We start from the raw sequence: 15,730 nt of genomic DNA on the forward strand, positions 1-15,730 counted from the left end.
TTAGTACTATTAACTAACCTTTGCCGCTTATTGACGGCGTATCTGCACCCTTACGTCATCTGGGCGGCTTACCATCCGGGCTTGATGAGTGCCTTGAAGAGTGCCATGGAGCCCCCCGCACCCCCGTCCGCGCCGAAGCCGCAGCCACCGTTGTGGAAGAGGGGCCGTACGACACATCGGTTGCTTCTTCTCGCCGCCGGCTGGCTCACCACCCGGGCGGTGATGCTGTGGCTGCTGGCGCACGACCAGTACCCCCTGCTCGGCCGGGGCGGGGTCGCCCGCGAGGTGTGGGCGCTGTACTTCCACTGGTACGGCGTCCTCTCGCACGGCAGCTTCCCGTCGGGCGACCACCTGTGGCAGTACCCGCCGGGAGCGGGCGCGGTGCTGTTGTCACCCGCGCTACTGCCGGGCCTTACCTACTTTCAGGCGTTCGTCACCCTCACCCTGTTTACCGACGCCGTGATCACGCTCGTCCTCGCCCGCGCGGGCACCCGCCCCGGCCGCTCGCTGCGCGGCGCGGCGCTGTGGACGGCGGGGCTGCCCCTGCTGCTGCACGTGCCGCTCGCCCGCTACGACGTCCAGGTCACCGCCTTCGCCGTCGTCTCGCTGCTGACGGTGTCCCGTCGGCCGCGCGTGGGCGGCGCGTTCGCGGCACTGGGCGCCCTGGTGAAGGTGTGGCCGGCGCTGGCGCTCCTCGGCACCCCGCGCGGCCGTGGCACCCGCGAGGCATGGACGGCGGCCGTGGTCACGGCGGTGACCCTGCTCGCCCTGCTCGTGGCCCTGTTCCGCAACCCGCTCGACTTCCTGCGCCAGCAGGGCGGCCGGGGCGTGCAGATCGAGTCGCTCGGCGGTACGGCGCTCATGCTGGCGCGCCGGGCGGGCTGGCCGGGGCACACCCGCTACCAGTACGGAGCCGTCGAGTTCGTCGGCCCGCATGTGCACGCGGTCGCCGACTGCTCGCTCGGGCTGACCGCGGTGGCCTTCGCCCTGCTGCTGCTCTGGCGGGTCCGGGCCCGCCGCTGGACGCCCGCGACCCCCTACGACGCGGCGCTCACGGCCGTTCTGCTGTTCACGGTGACGAGCCGGGTCATCAGCCCGCAGTACATGGTGTGGCTGATCGGACTGACCGCGGTCTGCATGACCTCACGGCACACCACCCAGCGCTGGGTGGCCCCGCTCGTCCTGGCGGCGAGCGCGGTGAGCACGGTGGAGTACCCCGCCCTGTACGGGGACGTCATCAACTGCACCTGGCTGGGCTGTGTGCTCATGGTCGTACGCAATGGGCTGCTGGCGTCGGCGGCGGTACTGTCGTTCGTCCTGCTGTGGCGTTCGGGACGCTCCGCTCCGGAACGGCCGGAATCGGACGCCTCTCCGCGGAACCGCGACCGCATTCCTGCCGTCTTCCACACAGGCGGTTAATCGGCTCTTAACAGATAATTACCAGGTTTCCCTAGGCTCCGGCGTGTGGATTCGATGCACCCTCACGATGCGCAGGTCAGCGTCGTCGTCATTGGTTACGACGACGCCCTTCATGTGACCGACGCGGTGCGCTCGGCTCTGGCCCAGGGCGGGATCGTCCGCGAGGTGATCGCGGTCGACGACTGCTCGACGGACGGCAGCCCCGAGCTGCTGGACGCCCTCGCGGCCGAGGACCGGCGGGTGAAAGTCGTGCGCAGAACCACCAACAGCGGTGGCTGCGGTACTCCGCGCAACGACGGGATCGACGCGGCGACCGCCCCGTATCTGATGTTCCTGGACAGCGACGACATACTGCCGCCCGGCGCGGTGGACGCCCTGCTCATGGCGGCCGTCGCGCACGGCACCCCGGTCGCCGCCGGCCTGTGCGTGCGCCGCGAGCTGCCGTCCGGCCGCGAGGTCCCCTGGCAGCCGGAGCTGTACGAGCGGCCCGCGCTGGTCTCCCGCCCCTCGCGGCGCCCCCGCCTGGCCCACGACACGCTGTGCGTCAACAAGCTGTACCGCACCGACTTCCTGCGCGAGCACGGCATCCGCTTCCCCGAAGGCCGCTTCCCCTACGAGGACTTCGTGTTCACCGCGCGCGTGCTGGCCGCCGGGCCGAGCATCGCCCTGGTGCCGGAGACCGTCTACGTCTGGCATGTGCGCCGCTCGGCGCGGCGGCTGTCGATCTCCCTCGACCGCGCCGACGTCGACAACTGGAAGGCGCGCATAGAGGCCAACCGGCAGGCGTACGAGATCCTGCTGGGCGCCGGCGAGAAGCGGCTCGCACGAGCCGCGCGCGCGAGCTTCCTGGACCGCGGACTGCGCATGTACGCGCGGGAACTCCCGCTGCGTGAAGCCGGGTACCGGGGTGAGTGGTGGGCGCTCACGCGCGCGTACCTGTCGGACTTCGACGCCGCCGACCTCGCGCAGGCGTCCGTGCCGGGGCGGGTCGTGGCGCAGGTGGTGCTCGCCGCCGGGCAGCCCCGCGATCTCCACCGGATCAAGGAACTGGCGGCCCGCCCGGCGCGGCTGATTCCGCCCTACGCACAGACCGAGGACGGCGCTCCCGTCTGGTCGGCGGATCTGCCCGAGGTCCGGCTGGAGCATCTGCTGCACCGCCCCATGCGGCACCTTCCGGTCGCCGTCGACGCGGATCTGCGCCCACGCGCGCGCGCCACCTGCCTGCGACTGCATCTGCACGAGCTGTACGGGCGGGTGGAGAACGCGCGCCCGTACAGGGTGGACGTGCAGTTCGTCCGGCGGGAGGACGAGACCCGGGTGGGCCTCACCGCGACGGCCGCGCTCCGGCAGGACCCGGACCGCGGCGGCTGGACGGCCGAGACCCCGGTCGACCTCGCGGCGCTCGGCACCGGGACCTGGGACGTGAACCTGACGCTCCGCTTCGACGACGGCACCAGCCGCGACACCACGGCCCACGCTCTGGCCGACGCCGGCCGGCTGAGCCGCCGCGCGGTGCCGAGCCTGCGGCACGGTGTGCTGCTGGTGCAGCCGTACGCGACGCACTCCGGGGCGCTCGCCCTGCGGGTGGCGCCGGGCGTACGGGGAGTGACATCGGTCGTGGGCCGCAGGTTCCGCCGCCTGCTTCACTGGAAATGACCGCAGACAGACGCTGGGAACTGACGAGGAGACGGCCGGACATGACTTGGCTGATCACCGGCGGCGCCGGTTACATCGGGGCGCACGTCGTCCGCGCGATGACCGCCGCGGGCGAACGCGCCGTGGTGTACGACGACCTGTCCACGGGCATCGCCGAGCGCCTGCCCGCGGAGGTGCCACTGGTCGTGGGCTCCACGCTGGACGGCGAACTGCTGCGCCGCACGCTGGCGGAGCACATGGTGAGCGGGGTGGTGCACCTCGCGGCGAAGAAACAGGTCGGCGAGTCGGTCGAGCTGCCGCTGCACTACTACCGCGAGAACGTGGAGGGCCTGCGTGTCCTGCTGGAGGCGGTGACGGAGTTCGGCGTTCCCTCTTTCGTGTTCTCCTCCTCCGCCGCCGTGTACGGCATGCCGGACGTCGATCTGGTGACGGAGGACACGCCGTGCGTCCCGATGTCGCCGTACGGCGAGACCAAACTGGCCGGCGAGTGGCTGGTCCGCGCGACGAACCGCGCCACGGGCCTTGCGACGGCGTCCCTGCGCTACTTCAACGTGGCGGGCGCGGCGGCCCCCGAGCTCGCCGACGTAGGCGTCTTCAACCTCGTCCCCATGGTCTTCGAGCGGCTGACGCAGAGCGCGGCACCGCGCATCTTCGGTGACGACTACGCGACCCCCGACGGCACCTGCGTCCGCGACTACATCCATGTGGTCGACCTCGCGGAGGCCCATGTGGCGGCGGCTCGCGCGCTGCGGGCCGCCCCCGGCACGGACCTCACCCTCAACATCGGCCGCGGCGAGGGCGTGTCGGTGCGCGAGATGATCGACCGCATCAACGCGATCACGGGCTACGACACCCCGCCGACCGTCACCGCTCGCCGCCCCGGCGACCCCGCCCGCGTCGTCGCCTCGGCCGACCGCGCGGCCGAGCGGCTGGGCTGGACGGCGAAGCACGACGTGGAGGACATGATCGCGTCCGCCTGGGAGGGCTGGGTCCGCAGGCATCCCGGGGCGGCGCGGCGGTAGGACGCTCAGGCCTCCACCGTCGGCGACAGTTCGGGGAGCAGCGGAAACATGACGCCGGTCAGCTCCTCGGACACCGTCCACAGACGCCGGGCCACGTCCGGGTCACTGGCCGCGTGCGAGCGGCCGACCAGGGTCGGGGCGCCGCGCATCTCACTCATGCCCTCGGGGCCCACGTAGCTCACGCCGGGCAGATCCCGGGTGGCGGCGTACAGGGTCGGCAGCGCGCCCCCCTTGTCGTCCTGGGCGAGCAGGCGGTTGCCGACCTGCATCGCGACCCGCCGCAGGGCGTTGGCGTCATGGCCCTGGAGGTTGGTCGAGGCCCAGCCCGGATGCGCGGCCAGGGCCCGTACGCGCGAGCCGGCCTCGGTCAGCCGGCGCTGCAACTCCAGGGTGAACAGCAGGTTGGCCAGCTTGGACTGCGCGTAGGCCGCCATCGGGGTGTACTCGCCGGTCAGGTTCAGGTTCTCGAAGTGGATGCGTGCGCCGGGGTACCGGTGCATGCCCGATGACACCGTGACCACGCGGTCCCTGACATGCGGCAGCAGCAGGTTCGTCAGGGCGAAGTGGCCCAGGTGATTGGTGCCGAACTGGGTCTCGAAGCCGTCTTTGGTGCTGCCCTCCGGGACGTTCATGACACCCGCGTTGTTGACGAGCACGTCGATGTCACCCTGCCACCCGTCGGCGAACTCGCGCACGGACGCGAGGTCGGCCAGATCGAGACGGCGCACCTCGAGGTGTCCCTTCGCGCCGCGTACGGTGGCGACCGCCGCCTCGCCGCGCTTCGGGTCGCGTACGGCGAGCACCACACGGGCGCCCGCCCGGGCGAGGGCGTCGACGGCGGCGAGGCCTATGCCGCTGTTGGCGCCGGTGACGACGACGGTGCGGCCGCTCTGGTCGGCGATGTCACCGGCGTTCCATTTGGTCTGTTTCTTGCTCTGAGTCGTGGACATACGAGCAAAAGTAGGCGCTGTCAACAATGATGTCAATGACAACAATAGTGACGCCGACAACAAAGTAGGCGACGACCACATGCTGGCTACACTGATGGCATGCACACTCGACGCCGTTACCACCACGGAGACCTCCGCGCCGCGCTGCTGACCCGGGCCGAGGAGACGCTCCGAGAGAAGGGACCGGCCGCGCTGTCCCTCCGCGAGCTCGCGCGCGACCTCGGCGTGAGCCATGCGGCGCCGAGCCGCCACTTCAAGGACAAGCAGGCACTGCTGGACGCGCTCGCGCTGGTCGGCTTCGGGCGGCTCGCCGAGGCGATGACGACGGCGCAGAGGGAGACGGGCGAGTCGTTCGCCGAACGCCTGAGGGCGGGGGCGCGTGCCTATGTGGACTTCGCCACCGCCAACGCCGAGCTGCTCGACCTCATGTACTCGATCAAGCACGCCCCCGAGGCGTCCGAGGAGCTGAGCGCCGCGGCCCAGAGCTGGACCGAGGAGATGATGGGCCTCATCATCGACGCCCAGCGTCGCGGCGAGGTGCGCGAGGGCTCCCCGGAGCGCGTGGGCATCGGGGTCTTCTCCACGCTGCACGGCTACGCCACCCTCGCGGCGAGCGACTCCCTGCCGCCGGACGTGTGCACCCAGGACCTGGACGAACTGGTCGCGTACATCCTCCGGGGCTGTGCTCCGGAGAAGAGCGCATGACGCACCCGGGCCCCACTCCGCGGGCGATCGCCGCCGTCCTCGGCTCCGCCGTCGGTGACGCGCTGGGGGCGCCCTTCGAGTTCGGGCCCGAGGGCGCGTTCTCGGCCCGCTTCCCCCGGCCGGGCCACGGGGGCGAGATGTGCGGGGGCGGCGGCTGGGATCCAGGTGAGGCGACCGACGACACACAGATGGCGGTGCTCCTCGGGGAGTCCCTGCTGGAGTGCGGCGGCCTGCGGCTCCCGGACGTCTTCGACCGCTTCCGGCGCTGGGCGGCGGGCGGTCCCAAGGACATCGGACTGGCCACCGAGGCCGTCCTCACCAGCGGCGACCCCTGGGACCTCGCCGCGCCGCTGCACTTCCAGGTGAACCAACGGGCGGCGGGCAACGGCGCATTGATGCGCGCGACCACCTCGGCGGTCCACTTCGCGCCCCGGGGCCGCGAAGCCACCATGGACGCCGCCCGCCGGATCGCCGCGCTGACCCACGGGGACCGGGCGGCCTGGGAGGGCACGGCGATCTTCCACGAGCTGATCCGGGTGGCGCTCACCGGCGAGGACCCCCTCGCCGCGCTCCCGGAGACCCTCGCGGCCGTGCACCCCGGCCATCGCGACCGCTTCGCCGCCGTCCTGACCCCCGACTGGCATCCGGACCGGGCGACGGAGTTCAACGGGGCGGTCTGGCCGTGTCTCGGCTCCGCCGTCTGGGCGCTGCGGACCACGACGTCGTACGAGGACGCCGTACGCGCCGCCGTCGACCTCGGCGGCGACACGGACACGGTCGCCGCGGTGACCGGCGGCCTCGCCGGCGCGGTGTACGGCCCGGACGCCCTCCCCGAGCGGTGGACGGACCCGCTGCACGTACCCCTGCCGGGCTTCGGCGACCGCACCCTGCACGCGCACCCCAACTCAGCGAGCTGGCCCGTCGGCTGGCATCACCGGAGCCCCCGGAGGTCGACCCGTCCTGATCCGGGCGGTGCCGGGCGGCCGGCACGGCGGCATCCGGTGGGCTTCCAGGGCGTCGAGCAGCGCCGGAGTACAGAGGCGTACGCCACCACTCCCGCGGCCGCCTCGGCGGCGTACGCGAGCGCCGCCCGCGCATACGGGCCCCAAAGGCCCACCCGAGCGCCCTCGCGCCTCAGGCCCCGCTCACAACGCCTTCAACGCCCCCGCGGTGGCCCGGGCCAGCCCCGCCAGATAGCCCTTGGGCAGCTTCGGACCCCGTACCACCACCGCGCGCCAGTACAGCGGTCCCGAGATCAGATCCAGGGCCAGGTCCTCGTCGATGCCCTCGCTGATCTCGCCACGGGCGACGGCCGCCGCGACGATGCCGCTCGCCACGCTCTGCTGGCCCTCCCGCAGCGCCTTCTGCATGGCGTCCGCGATCTCGGGGTTGCGGGCCGCCTCCGCCTGGAGGTCCGGGATGATCTGCCCGGCCACCGGGTGGCGCAGGGCGCGTGACGTCACCTCGTAGAGCAGGCGCAGATCCCCCTCCAGGGATCCGGTGTCGGGAGCCGGCAGGCCCTGGACCGCGACCGCCGAGACCAGGTCGAGGACCAGGTGCAGCTTGGAGCGCCATCGGCGGTAGACCGCCGTCTTGCCGACGCCCGCCCGGCGCGCGATGCCCTCGATGGACATCCGGGCGTAGCCGGCGGCCGCCAGCTCCTCGAAGACGGCCAGGCGAATGGCCTCCGTCACGTCCTCGCGCAGCACAGCCGCACCCGCGGGCGCCCTGCGGCGCCGCTGCACCTGGGGAGTGTCGGCGTTCGTGGTCATACGGACCAGCATAGGGCGTGACGACGAAACGGTTGCGTTCCGACGTCACAACGGCTTACTCTCGCGTTGCGACGATACGGTCCCGTCCCGACGTAAAGCCCAGCAGTCCAAAGGCCCAAGACAAGCAAAAGAGTCCTAAGGACAGAGCAAGACCTCGGCAAGAAAAGTGAGAAAAGCCGGGCATTGCTACCAGAAGGGGCAAGACGGCGGAAGACTGCGACCGGTTCGCGCAACCGACCCCCCGAGCGAAAGCAGCGGATGTGAGCCAGGTTCTCCACACACCGCCCCCCACGGCAGCCGAAGCGGCCGAGACCCCGGCGCAGCTCGCCACCCGGTACGGCCTCTCGGTCAGCGGTGCCCGCCCCTCCCTGCCCGAGTACGTCCGCCAGCTGTGGGCACGCCGCCACTTCATCACCGCCTTCGCCACGGCCAAGCTCACCGCCCAGTACAGTGAGGCGAAGCTCGGCCAGATGTGGCAGGTCATGACGCCGCTGCTGAACGCGGCGGTCTACTACTTCATCTTCGGCGTGCTGCTCGGCACCAAGCGCGGTGTGCCCGACTACATCCCATTCCTGGTCACAGGCGTGTTCATCTGGACGTTCACGCAGAGCTCGATCATGACGGGCACCCGGGCGATCGCCGGCAACCTGGGCCTGGTGCGCGCCCTGCACTTCCCGCGCGCCGCACTGCCCATCGCCTTCTGCATCCAGCAGCTCCAGCAGCTGCTGTTCTCGATGGCAGCCCTGATCGTCATCCTGCTCTGCTTCGGCGTGCCGGTCGCGGCCTCGTGGCTGCTGGCGATCCCGGTGCTGCTGCTGCAGTTCGTGTTCAACGCCGGCGTCTCGATGATCATGGCCCGGATGGGCGCGAAGACGCCGGACATCGCTCAGCTGATGCCGTTCATCCTGCGTACCTGGATGTACATGTCGGGCGTGATGTGGAGCATCTCCAAGCTGACCAAGGGCGACCACCTGCCGCACGCGGTCACGATCGCGCTGGAGACCAACCCGGCCGCCGTCTACATCGACCTCATGCGCTACGCGCTGATCGACAGCTTCCACGCGCACCAGCTCCCCCCGCATGTGTGGGCGGCGGCGACGGGCTGGGCCCTGCTCGCCGGTGTCGGCGGCTTCATCTACTTCTGGAAGGCTGAGGAGACCTACGGCCGTGGCTAACCCGATCAGCGACCAGCTCGTCCCGACCGTCGTCTGCGACGGCGTCGACATCGTCTACCGCGTCAACGGCACGGGGGCCGGCCGCGGCAGCGCCACCGCCGCGCTCAACCGCATCGTGCGCCGCAAGCAGACGGAGCAGGCCGCGGGCGTGCGCCGGGTGCACGCGGTCAAGAACGTGTCCTTCACCGCGTACAAGGGCGAGGCCATCGGCCTCATCGGCACCAACGGCTCCGGCAAGTCGACCCTGCTCAAGGCCGTCGCCGGACTGCTGCCCGTCGAGAACGGCCGGATCTACACCAACGGCCAGCCCTCCCTGCTCGGTGTGAACGCGGCCCTGATGAACGACCTCACCGGCGAGCGGAACGTCTATCTCGGCGGCCTCGCCATGGGCATGTCCCGGGAGCAGGTCAAGGAGCGCTACCAGGACATCGTCGACTTCTCCGGCATCAACGAGAAGGGCGACTTCATCACCCTGCCGATGCGCACCTACTCCTCCGGCATGGCCGCCCGGCTGCGCTTCTCCATCGCCGCCGCCAAGGACCACGACGTGCTCCTGATCGACGAGGCCCTCGCCACCGGTGACCGCTCCTTCCAGAAGCGCTCCGAGGACCGCATCCGGGAGCTGCGGCAGCACGCCGGTACCGTCTTCCTGGTCAGCCACAACAACAAGTCGATCCGTGACACCTGCGACCGGGTGCTGTGGCTGGAGCGCGGCGTGCTGCGCATGGACGGCCCGACCGAGGAGGTCCTGGAGGCCTACGAGGCGTTCACGGGCGGCGCCGACAAGCCGAAGGACGCCCCGAAGCCGCAGCAGAAGGAACCGGCGGCCGCCAAATAGCATCTTTCCCCTATGGGGCGCACACGACTGCGGGTGTTCATGTCTCGTACATGTCTCTTACCTGACTCGTATACGCCTTATACATGTTGTTCCACCAGCAGCAGTGCCGCCGTGGGCGCCTGAAGAGCGAGGAGACCACGTGCAACCAGGGCTGAGCGTCATCGTCCACGGTCCGGATCCCCAGGGCCACCTGGGAGAACTTCTGGACTCCCTCACCGCCCAACCCTTCACCGGGGCCGAGGTGATCATCGCGACTGTGGGCGAATGGGCCAAGCAGCAGGCCGAGCAGCGCGCGGCCCACGACCCCAGGATGGTGGTGCTGCCGCTGCCGGAAGGCACGAGCGACGGCGCCGCCCGGACAGCGGGCGCCGACCGGGCCACCGGCCGCTGGCTGCACTTCGTGCACGCCAAGGACGGACTGCCCGCCGGCGCCCTGCGGGCGGTCGCCGACCGCACCGCCGAACTGGCGGACTCGGCGGACATCCTGGTCGTCAACCACGTCCGCTCCACCTGGCAGACCACCGCCGCGTCCAGCGGGGACGGCAAGTTCCTGGCCCGCACCGGCCGCCACGCCGCCCCGCTCGCCGACTTCCCGCAGCTGCTCTGGCCGGCCCCGATCCTGGGCAACCGCATGATCCGCGCGGACTTCTGGCGCTCCCAGGCCGTCCGTGACGACCTGGCCGACCCGGAGTTCGGCGACGACGAGACGTACACCGCTCTCGCCGTGCTGCTGCACGCCGACCAGATCGCCGCGCTCGACGAGGTGGCCTACGAGGTACGGGAGCTGCGCGAGCAGAGCCTGCCGCCGGTGACCACCGCACAGCGCTACCAGGCGCTGGAGCGCTACGAGCGGCTGCACCGGCTGGTCGCCGGGCGTGGCGCGCCCGAGGGACCCCGAGCGGTCCTGTACGACCTGATGGTCCGCGATCTGCTGCGTGTCTTCAGCCGCAGCGGGATGCCGGAGGCCGAGGCGCGGGAGTTCTTCGCCCGTGCCTCCCAGGCCGCCGTGCGCTGGCGGCCGGAGCACCACCAGCGCCCGGCCGGCTTCGAGGGAGTCCGCCACGCCTTCCTGGAGGAGAACGCGTACACGAAGTACCGCGTCTTCCAGGCCGCCAACCAGAAGCGCCGCGAGGTGCGCTCGGCGGTCGTCACGGGCAAGCGGCAGGTCGGCGCGAAGCTGCGCGACCACCGCTACCGCCGCGCCCTCAGCGAGCCCGTCGACCCCCAGCTGGCCGTGTTCTCGGCGTACTGGGACCGGGGTGTGGCCTGCAACCCCGCCGCCATCGCCGCGAAGCTCGCCGAACTCGCCCCGCACATCCATCCGGTGTGGGTGGTCGCCCGGGGCAAGGCGGCGCTGCTGCCGCCGGGCACCGACCACGTCGTCCCGGGCACGCGCCGCTACTGGGACGTGATGGCGAGGGCCAAGTACCTGGTCAACAACGTCAACTTCCCCAACGCGGTGGTCAAGCGCGCGGACGCCGTCCATGTGCAGACCCACCACGGCACCCCGCTCAAGCGCATGGGCCTGGACCAGGTGGACTACCCGGCCGCCGCCAAGGGGCTGGACTTCGACGCGCTGCTGGCCCGCATAGACAAGTGGGACTACAGCGTCTCCGCGAACGGCCACTCCACCCGGATGTGGGAGCGGGCCTACCCCTCGCACTACACCTCGCTGGACTACGGCTATCCCCGCAACGACGTCTTCTACTCGGCCACGGCCGAGGACGTGCGCGCGATACGCGAGCGCCTGGGCATAGCCCCGGGCCGCCGGGCCATCCTGTACGCCCCCACCCACCGCGACTACGAGGCGGGCTGGACGCCGCGCCTGGACCTCGCCTCGCTCGCCGAGCGGCTCGGCGAGGACACGGTCCTGCTGGTGCGCGGCCACTACTTCTACGGCGGCGCGGCCTCCCCGCTGGCCGGACTGCGCCGTTCGGGCCGGGTGATCGACGTCTCGTCGTACGACCCGGTCGAGGACCTCTGCCTGGCGGCGGACGCCCTGGTCACGGACTACTCGTCCATCATGTTCGACTACGCCAACCTGGGCCGCCCGATCGTGATCTACGCCGACGACTGGGAGACGTACGCGAAGACCCGCGGCGTCTACTTCGACCTGATGGCCGAGGCGCCGGGCCAGGTGGCCCGCACCCAGGACGAGCTGGCGGCCGTCTTCGAGACGGACGCATGGCGCGACGAGGCCGCGAGCAAGGCGCTGACCGCCTTCCGGCGCAGGTTCTGCGAGTTCGACGACGGCCGGGCCGCCGAGCGGGTGGTGCGCCGGGTCTTCCTGGGCGAGCGCGAGGAGTCGCTGCCGCCCGTGGTCCCGGTGGACGAACGGACCCCGGCCCCGACCCCCCAGGAGGCGACGGCGTGACGCCGACCCGTACCCCCGATGTGACGATCACGGTCATCGTCTACAACGACGCGGAACGCCTGCCGCGCGCCGTGGCCTCGCTGCTGCGGCAGACGTACACCAACATCGAGGTGATCATCAGCGACGACCACTCGACGGACGACACCCCGTCGGTGGCACGCCGCCTGGAGGCCCAGGACGAGCGGGTGCGCTATCTGCGCCTGCCCGAGAACAGCGGCGGCTGCAGCGCCCCGCGCAACCGGGCCATCGACATCGCCCGGGCGCCGTTCCTGATGTTCCTGGACAGCGACGACGAACTGCCCGAGGAAGCGGTCGAGTTGCTGCTGAACGCGCATCGCGAGCGCGACATCGACTTCGCCATGGGCGCGGTCGAGCGGATCCGCGTCGACACCGGTCAGCGCTCGGCCTGGATGCCGCACCTGGTCGCCGAGCGGCGCACGGTCGAGGGCATCGAGTCCGAACCGGGTCTGCTCTTCGAGCACCTGTCGACGAGCAAGATGTACCGCCGGGAGTTCCTGGACCGGCACGATCTGCGCTTCCCCGAGGGGATCCACTACGAGGACCAGCTGTTCTCGGCGCAGTCGTACTGCCTGGCGCGCGCGTTCACGATCATCCCGCAGACGGTCTACCGCTGGTACATAGCCCCCTTCGTGGCGGCGGAGGCGGCGTCGATCTCCAACCAGCGGCACAAGCTCTCCAACGTCCGCGACCGCATCCATGTGCAGACGCTGATCGACGCGTTCCTGACCGAGAGCGGCCATGAGTCCCTCCGGGCGGACAAGGACTACAAGTTCCTCAAGCACGACTTCCGGATGTACGCGGGTGACCTGCCCTACCGCGACGAGGAGTGGCTGACCGGGTTCGCGGACCTGGTGACGCCGTACCTGGAGACGCTGGACCCCGCCGCGTACGCGCGACTGCCGCGCCTGGAGCGGGTGGTGATCCAGCTGGTGCGCGACCGCCGCACGGCGGAGGCGCAACTGGCGGCGCGGGGACTGGGTCACGGGGTCGCCCCCCGGGAGACGGTGACGGACGACTCGGGCGCCACCTACTGGGGCGGGCAGGTCCCGTCCTCCTCCTGGGCGCGCCGGGAACTCGACATCACCGATCTGGAGCTGGAGTACCGGCCCTTCTCCAGCGCGCAGTTCCGCCATGAGATCACGTCCGTGACGCCGGGACCGGGTGCCTCGGTGGACCTGGCGATCCGGACCTACGATCCCGGTCTGCGGCTGCCCGTGGGACCGCAGCGGGCGAGTGTCGTGGTCACCCCCGGCCGTCGCCAGCTGGCGACGGCGTTCCGTCTGGACCCGGTCCGTCCCGGCGTCTTCGAGGGGCAGGTCCGCGTGGACCTCGGGGCGGCGCAGCTGCCCGTGCAGGGCTTCGAGGGCGTCCGCCACCCGGTGCTGCGACTCAACCAGCAGGGCCTGTCCAACTCGGGCGTGCTGCTGGCCCCGCTGTCCTTCCGGGCCCTGACGGCAAGCCAGGTGGGCACCCTGCCGCACGAGATGACGGTGGAGCCGGAGGGCCGCGGAGCGGGCCGGCTCCAGGTCCGGTGGCGCCCGGTGGGGCTCACCGCCCGGGTGGGCCCGGTGGTCCGCCGGGTGGCGGGGCCTCGGGTGCGCGAGGCGGCACGGCTGGTGCGCAGCGTTCTGCGCTGACGGCGATGGGGCGGACCGAACGGTCCGCCCCATCGTTTCTTCTCTGTTCCGGTCTCGTCAGCGCACCACCTGGTACAGCACCTGGCCGCCCGGCCCCGAGGCCACCCGCTTCAACGAGGCGTCCCCGGACGGCAGTCCGCCGTCCTTCGGCCGCTGCACCACCCAGCGCACGCCGTACGACCGCAGGACATCCAGCCGCGTGCCGCGCGACGAGCCCTTCGCGAAGTACGTCCGCACCGCGGCCTCCCGCTTCGCCTCGTCCGGCAGGAAGAAGTCGGGATACCCGGGCGCCACGGTGTACGCCCCGTACGCCGGGATCTGCCGCGCGGGATAGATCGGCACCATCACCACGTCCCCGTACCGCACCCACGGGGTGATCCAGTGGTATCCCACCCACGGCGTCTGATACTTATCGGCGACCGCTGCGGGCAGGGCGCTGCGCCCCACCACGTAGCCGACGGTCTGCACCTGTGTCCACGCGCCGATCGCGAGCGCCGCGGTCAGCACCCACGCCCCCACCGTCCGCAGGGTGCCGCGCGCCGCGCCGGCCACCTCCACGGCCGCCGCGAGCTGCGCCGGGATCAGTACGGACGGCAGTGCCCGCCCCCAGGAGTAGTGCCCGGTCAGCCCGCCCGCCGCGAACATCAGCACGCCGAGCACGAAGAACAGCACGAGCGGGTCCCGCAGATCGCGCCTGGCCCGCAGGGCGAGCGCCGCCACCCCGACCAGCACCAGGCAGAACCGGGCGAACAGATGCTGGTACAGCGGCCGGTGGATGGCCTCCAGGCCGCCCACCTGGAACAGCGCGAAGAAGTCGTAGTAGGGCCAGAGCGCGAGGATCGCCACGCCGAGCAGGATCCCCGCCCCGAGCCGCAGCCAGGTCCGGCGGCCGGCGCGCGCGCCGATCACCGTCGCGAGCGCGCCCAGTGTCGCCACCACGCCGGTGAACTGGTGGCTGAGCAGTATCACCGCCCACAGCACACCGAGCCCCAGGAAGGCGGTCCACCCCGCGGGCTCCCCCTTCAGCGTCCGGGTCACCAGGGCCCAGAAGTGGAAGGCGAGCCCCAGCGCGAACACGCTCGGGTAGGCGATCGTCAGCGCCAGGGAGTTGAGCCCGAGGAAGCCGCTCCACTTGAACACCTCGGTGCCCCACAGCAGCACCACGCACAGCAGGGCGAGCGGCGGCGCGAGACGGTGGGCGGTCAGCGTCCGGACGTATCGCCACACGCCCGTCACCAGCAGCGTCAGGCTGATCAGCGCGCCGATGCGCAGCACGACCCAGACGGACAGCCCGGTGAGGCGGGCTATCACGCCGAGGAAGACGGTCCACGGCGAGTAGTACGGGCTCGGGGTGTTCTCGTCGACCAGCGGGTTGCCGGGATCCGTGAGCCGGTGCCGCAGGCGTTCCACGGTCGCCGCGTGCATCCCGAGGTCGCCCGCCCAGGGCAGCCGCACGATCACGAGCAGCATCACGACGACGAACAGCGCCACGACCGCCCACAGCGCCGTGCCCGCGGCGCCGCGCGGCGTCCTGGCGGCCGCGAGCGGCCCTCCGGGGCCCGTGAGCCGCCTCGCGGCTCCCCGTGCTCCGCCGGTGTCCTCAGCGGTGACGCTCATCGTGCTCCGTGGCCCTGCTTCGCCTCGTGCTGGAAGACCCAGGTGCGATACACGAGGAAGCGGAACGCCGACGCCAGCACGATCGACAGCGCCTTGGCCACGTTGGAGCCGAACGGCCCGTTCATGCCGAGGCCGTGGTAACCGGCGTAGAACAGCACGCTCTCCATCACCACGCCGAGCCCGCTGAACACGAAGAACAGCACGATCTGCTGCCGGGTGCGCGAGGCACGGTCCCGGTAGGCGAAGAAGCGGAAGCCGATGTAGTTGGTGCCCATGGCGATGACGCTGGCGAGCACCGTCGCCGTCATGGGGGCCCACTTCAGACCGTGCAGCAGGGCGTTGAAGACGACGAAGTTGACCGCGACACCGCTGCCGCCGACGACCCCGAACTTGACGACCTCGACCGCGATCCGCCGGACCCGGGCGCGTGCCGGGACGGGGGCGGAGACGGGAGCGGGGACGACGGGCTCGGCAACCGGGCGAGCGACCTGAGGTCGCTGCTCGGAGAGGTTCACAGTCACGGGTAGGGGTCCTCCACACTCGT

General features: G+C 71.3%; 12 protein-coding genes and 1 pseudogene. 9 read left to right on the forward strand and 4 right to left on the reverse strand.

From position 1 onward, the window contains the following. Positions 1-84 precede the first annotated feature (84 nt). The 3 genes from ACFYX0_RS12075 to galE are packed head-to-tail and all read left to right on the forward strand — an operon-like array spanning position 85 to position 4,097. Complete coding sequence (locus ACFYX0_RS12075) at positions 85-1,419, forward strand: glycosyltransferase 87 family protein (protein ID WP_388969474.1); 1,335 nt, start codon at positions 85-87, stop codon at positions 1,417-1,419. Between the two features lie 54 nt (positions 1,420-1,473). After that, positions 1,474-3,075, forward strand: coding sequence for a glycosyltransferase family 2 protein (locus ACFYX0_RS12080; RefSeq protein WP_388969545.1), 1,602 nt, complete (start codon positions 1,474-1,476; stop codon positions 3,073-3,075). Between the two features lie 41 nt (positions 3,076-3,116). Further along, positions 3,117-4,097, forward strand: a complete 981-nt coding sequence (gene galE / locus ACFYX0_RS12085) for a UDP-glucose 4-epimerase GalE (protein ID WP_311692242.1) — start codon at positions 3,117-3,119, stop codon at positions 4,095-4,097. Between the two features lie 5 nt (positions 4,098-4,102). On the opposite strand, the gene ACFYX0_RS12090 is transcribed toward galE, so the two are convergent. Then, on the reverse strand, positions 4,103-5,047 hold the full coding sequence (locus ACFYX0_RS12090; RefSeq protein WP_388969476.1) for an oxidoreductase: 945 nt from the start codon (positions 5,045-5,047) through the stop codon (positions 4,103-4,105). Between the two features lie 99 nt (positions 5,048-5,146). Between ACFYX0_RS12090 and ACFYX0_RS12095 the strand changes: the two genes are divergently transcribed. Together ACFYX0_RS12095 and ACFYX0_RS12100 are read left to right on the forward strand one after the other, a co-directional pair. Next, positions 5,147-5,752: a TetR/AcrR family transcriptional regulator gene (locus ACFYX0_RS12095; protein ID WP_388969478.1), complete on the forward strand. Its 606-nt coding sequence runs from the start codon at positions 5,147-5,149 to the stop codon at positions 5,750-5,752. After that, positions 5,749-6,716: pseudogene (locus ACFYX0_RS12100) on the forward strand (ADP-ribosylglycohydrolase family protein). The gene ACFYX0_RS12095 and the pseudogene ACFYX0_RS12100 overlap by 4 nt, the downstream one beginning before the upstream one ends. A 181-nt stretch (positions 6,717-6,897) precedes the next feature. Here ACFYX0_RS12100 and ACFYX0_RS12105 read toward each other — a convergent pair. Continuing rightward, entirely contained in the window at positions 6,898-7,524 is a 627-nt protein-coding gene (locus ACFYX0_RS12105; RefSeq protein WP_388969480.1) for a TetR/AcrR family transcriptional regulator, read from the reverse strand. A 260-nt stretch (positions 7,525-7,784) separates the two neighbouring features. Between ACFYX0_RS12105 and ACFYX0_RS12110 the strand changes: the two genes are divergently transcribed. The 4 genes from ACFYX0_RS12110 to ACFYX0_RS12125 all read left to right on the forward strand — a co-directional run bounded on the left by ACFYX0_RS12110 (position 7,785) and on the right by ACFYX0_RS12125 (position 13,569). After that, positions 7,785-8,699: an ABC transporter permease gene (locus ACFYX0_RS12110; RefSeq protein ID WP_388969482.1), complete on the forward strand. Its 915-nt coding sequence runs from the start codon at positions 7,785-7,787 to the stop codon at positions 8,697-8,699. After that, positions 8,644-9,537 carry an ABC transporter ATP-binding protein gene (locus ACFYX0_RS12115; RefSeq protein WP_388969484.1) on the forward strand — a complete coding sequence of 298 codons (894 nt, stop codon included), beginning with the start codon at positions 8,644-8,646 and terminating at the stop codon, positions 9,535-9,537. Before ACFYX0_RS12110 ends, ACFYX0_RS12115 begins: the two co-directional genes overlap by 56 nt. Positions 9,538-9,676: 139 nt before the next feature. Beyond that, positions 9,677-11,911 (forward strand): CDP-glycerol glycerophosphotransferase family protein, encoded by a 2,235-nt coding sequence (locus ACFYX0_RS12120; RefSeq protein WP_388969486.1) that lies wholly within the window; start codon positions 9,677-9,679, stop codon positions 11,909-11,911. Beyond that, entirely contained in the window at positions 11,908-13,569 is a 1,662-nt protein-coding gene (locus tag ACFYX0_RS12125; RefSeq protein ID WP_388969488.1) for a glycosyltransferase family 2 protein, read from the forward strand. Before ACFYX0_RS12120 ends, ACFYX0_RS12125 begins: the two co-directional genes overlap by 4 nt. Before the next feature lie 57 nt (positions 13,570-13,626). On the opposite strand, the gene ACFYX0_RS12130 is transcribed toward ACFYX0_RS12125, so the two are convergent. Further along, complete coding sequence (locus ACFYX0_RS12130) at positions 13,627-15,186, reverse strand: hypothetical protein (protein WP_388969490.1); 1,560 nt, start codon at positions 15,184-15,186, stop codon at positions 13,627-13,629. Then, positions 15,183-15,707, reverse strand: a complete 525-nt coding sequence (locus tag ACFYX0_RS12135) for a GtrA family protein (RefSeq protein ID WP_355904542.1) — start codon at positions 15,705-15,707, stop codon at positions 15,183-15,185. Before ACFYX0_RS12135 ends, ACFYX0_RS12130 begins: the two co-directional genes overlap by 4 nt. Between the last annotated feature and the right edge of the window lie 23 nt (positions 15,708-15,730).

It is taken from the genome of Streptomyces sp. NPDC002573 (genome assembly GCF_042889625.1).
Taxonomy (GTDB): Bacteria; Actinomycetota; Actinomycetes; order Streptomycetales; family Streptomycetaceae; genus Streptomyces; species Streptomyces gibsoniae.

Excerpts from the sequence above, each read along its gene's own strand:
- ACFYX0_RS12095 (WP_388969478.1), top strand. The coding sequence starts at position 5,147 with ATGCACACTCGACGCCGTTACCACCACGGAGACCTCCGCGCCGCGCTG.
- ACFYX0_RS12090 (WP_388969476.1), bottom strand. The coding sequence starts at position 5,047 with ATGTCCACGACTCAGAGCAAGAAACAGACCAAATGGAACGCCGGTGAC.
- ACFYX0_RS12105 (WP_388969480.1), bottom strand. The coding sequence starts at position 7,524 with ATGACCACGAACGCCGACACTCCCCAGGTGCAGCGGCGCCGCAGGGCG.
- ACFYX0_RS12130 (WP_388969490.1), bottom strand. The coding sequence starts at position 15,186 with ATGAGCGTCACCGCTGAGGACACCGGCGGAGCACGGGGAGCCGCGAGG.
- ACFYX0_RS12075 (WP_388969474.1), top strand. The coding sequence starts at position 85 with ATGAGTGCCTTGAAGAGTGCCATGGAGCCCCCCGCACCCCCGTCCGCG.
- ACFYX0_RS12080 (WP_388969545.1), top strand. The coding sequence starts at position 1,474 with ATGCACCCTCACGATGCGCAGGTCAGCGTCGTCGTCATTGGTTACGAC.
- galE (WP_311692242.1), top strand. The coding sequence starts at position 3,117 with ATGACTTGGCTGATCACCGGCGGCGCCGGTTACATCGGGGCGCACGTC.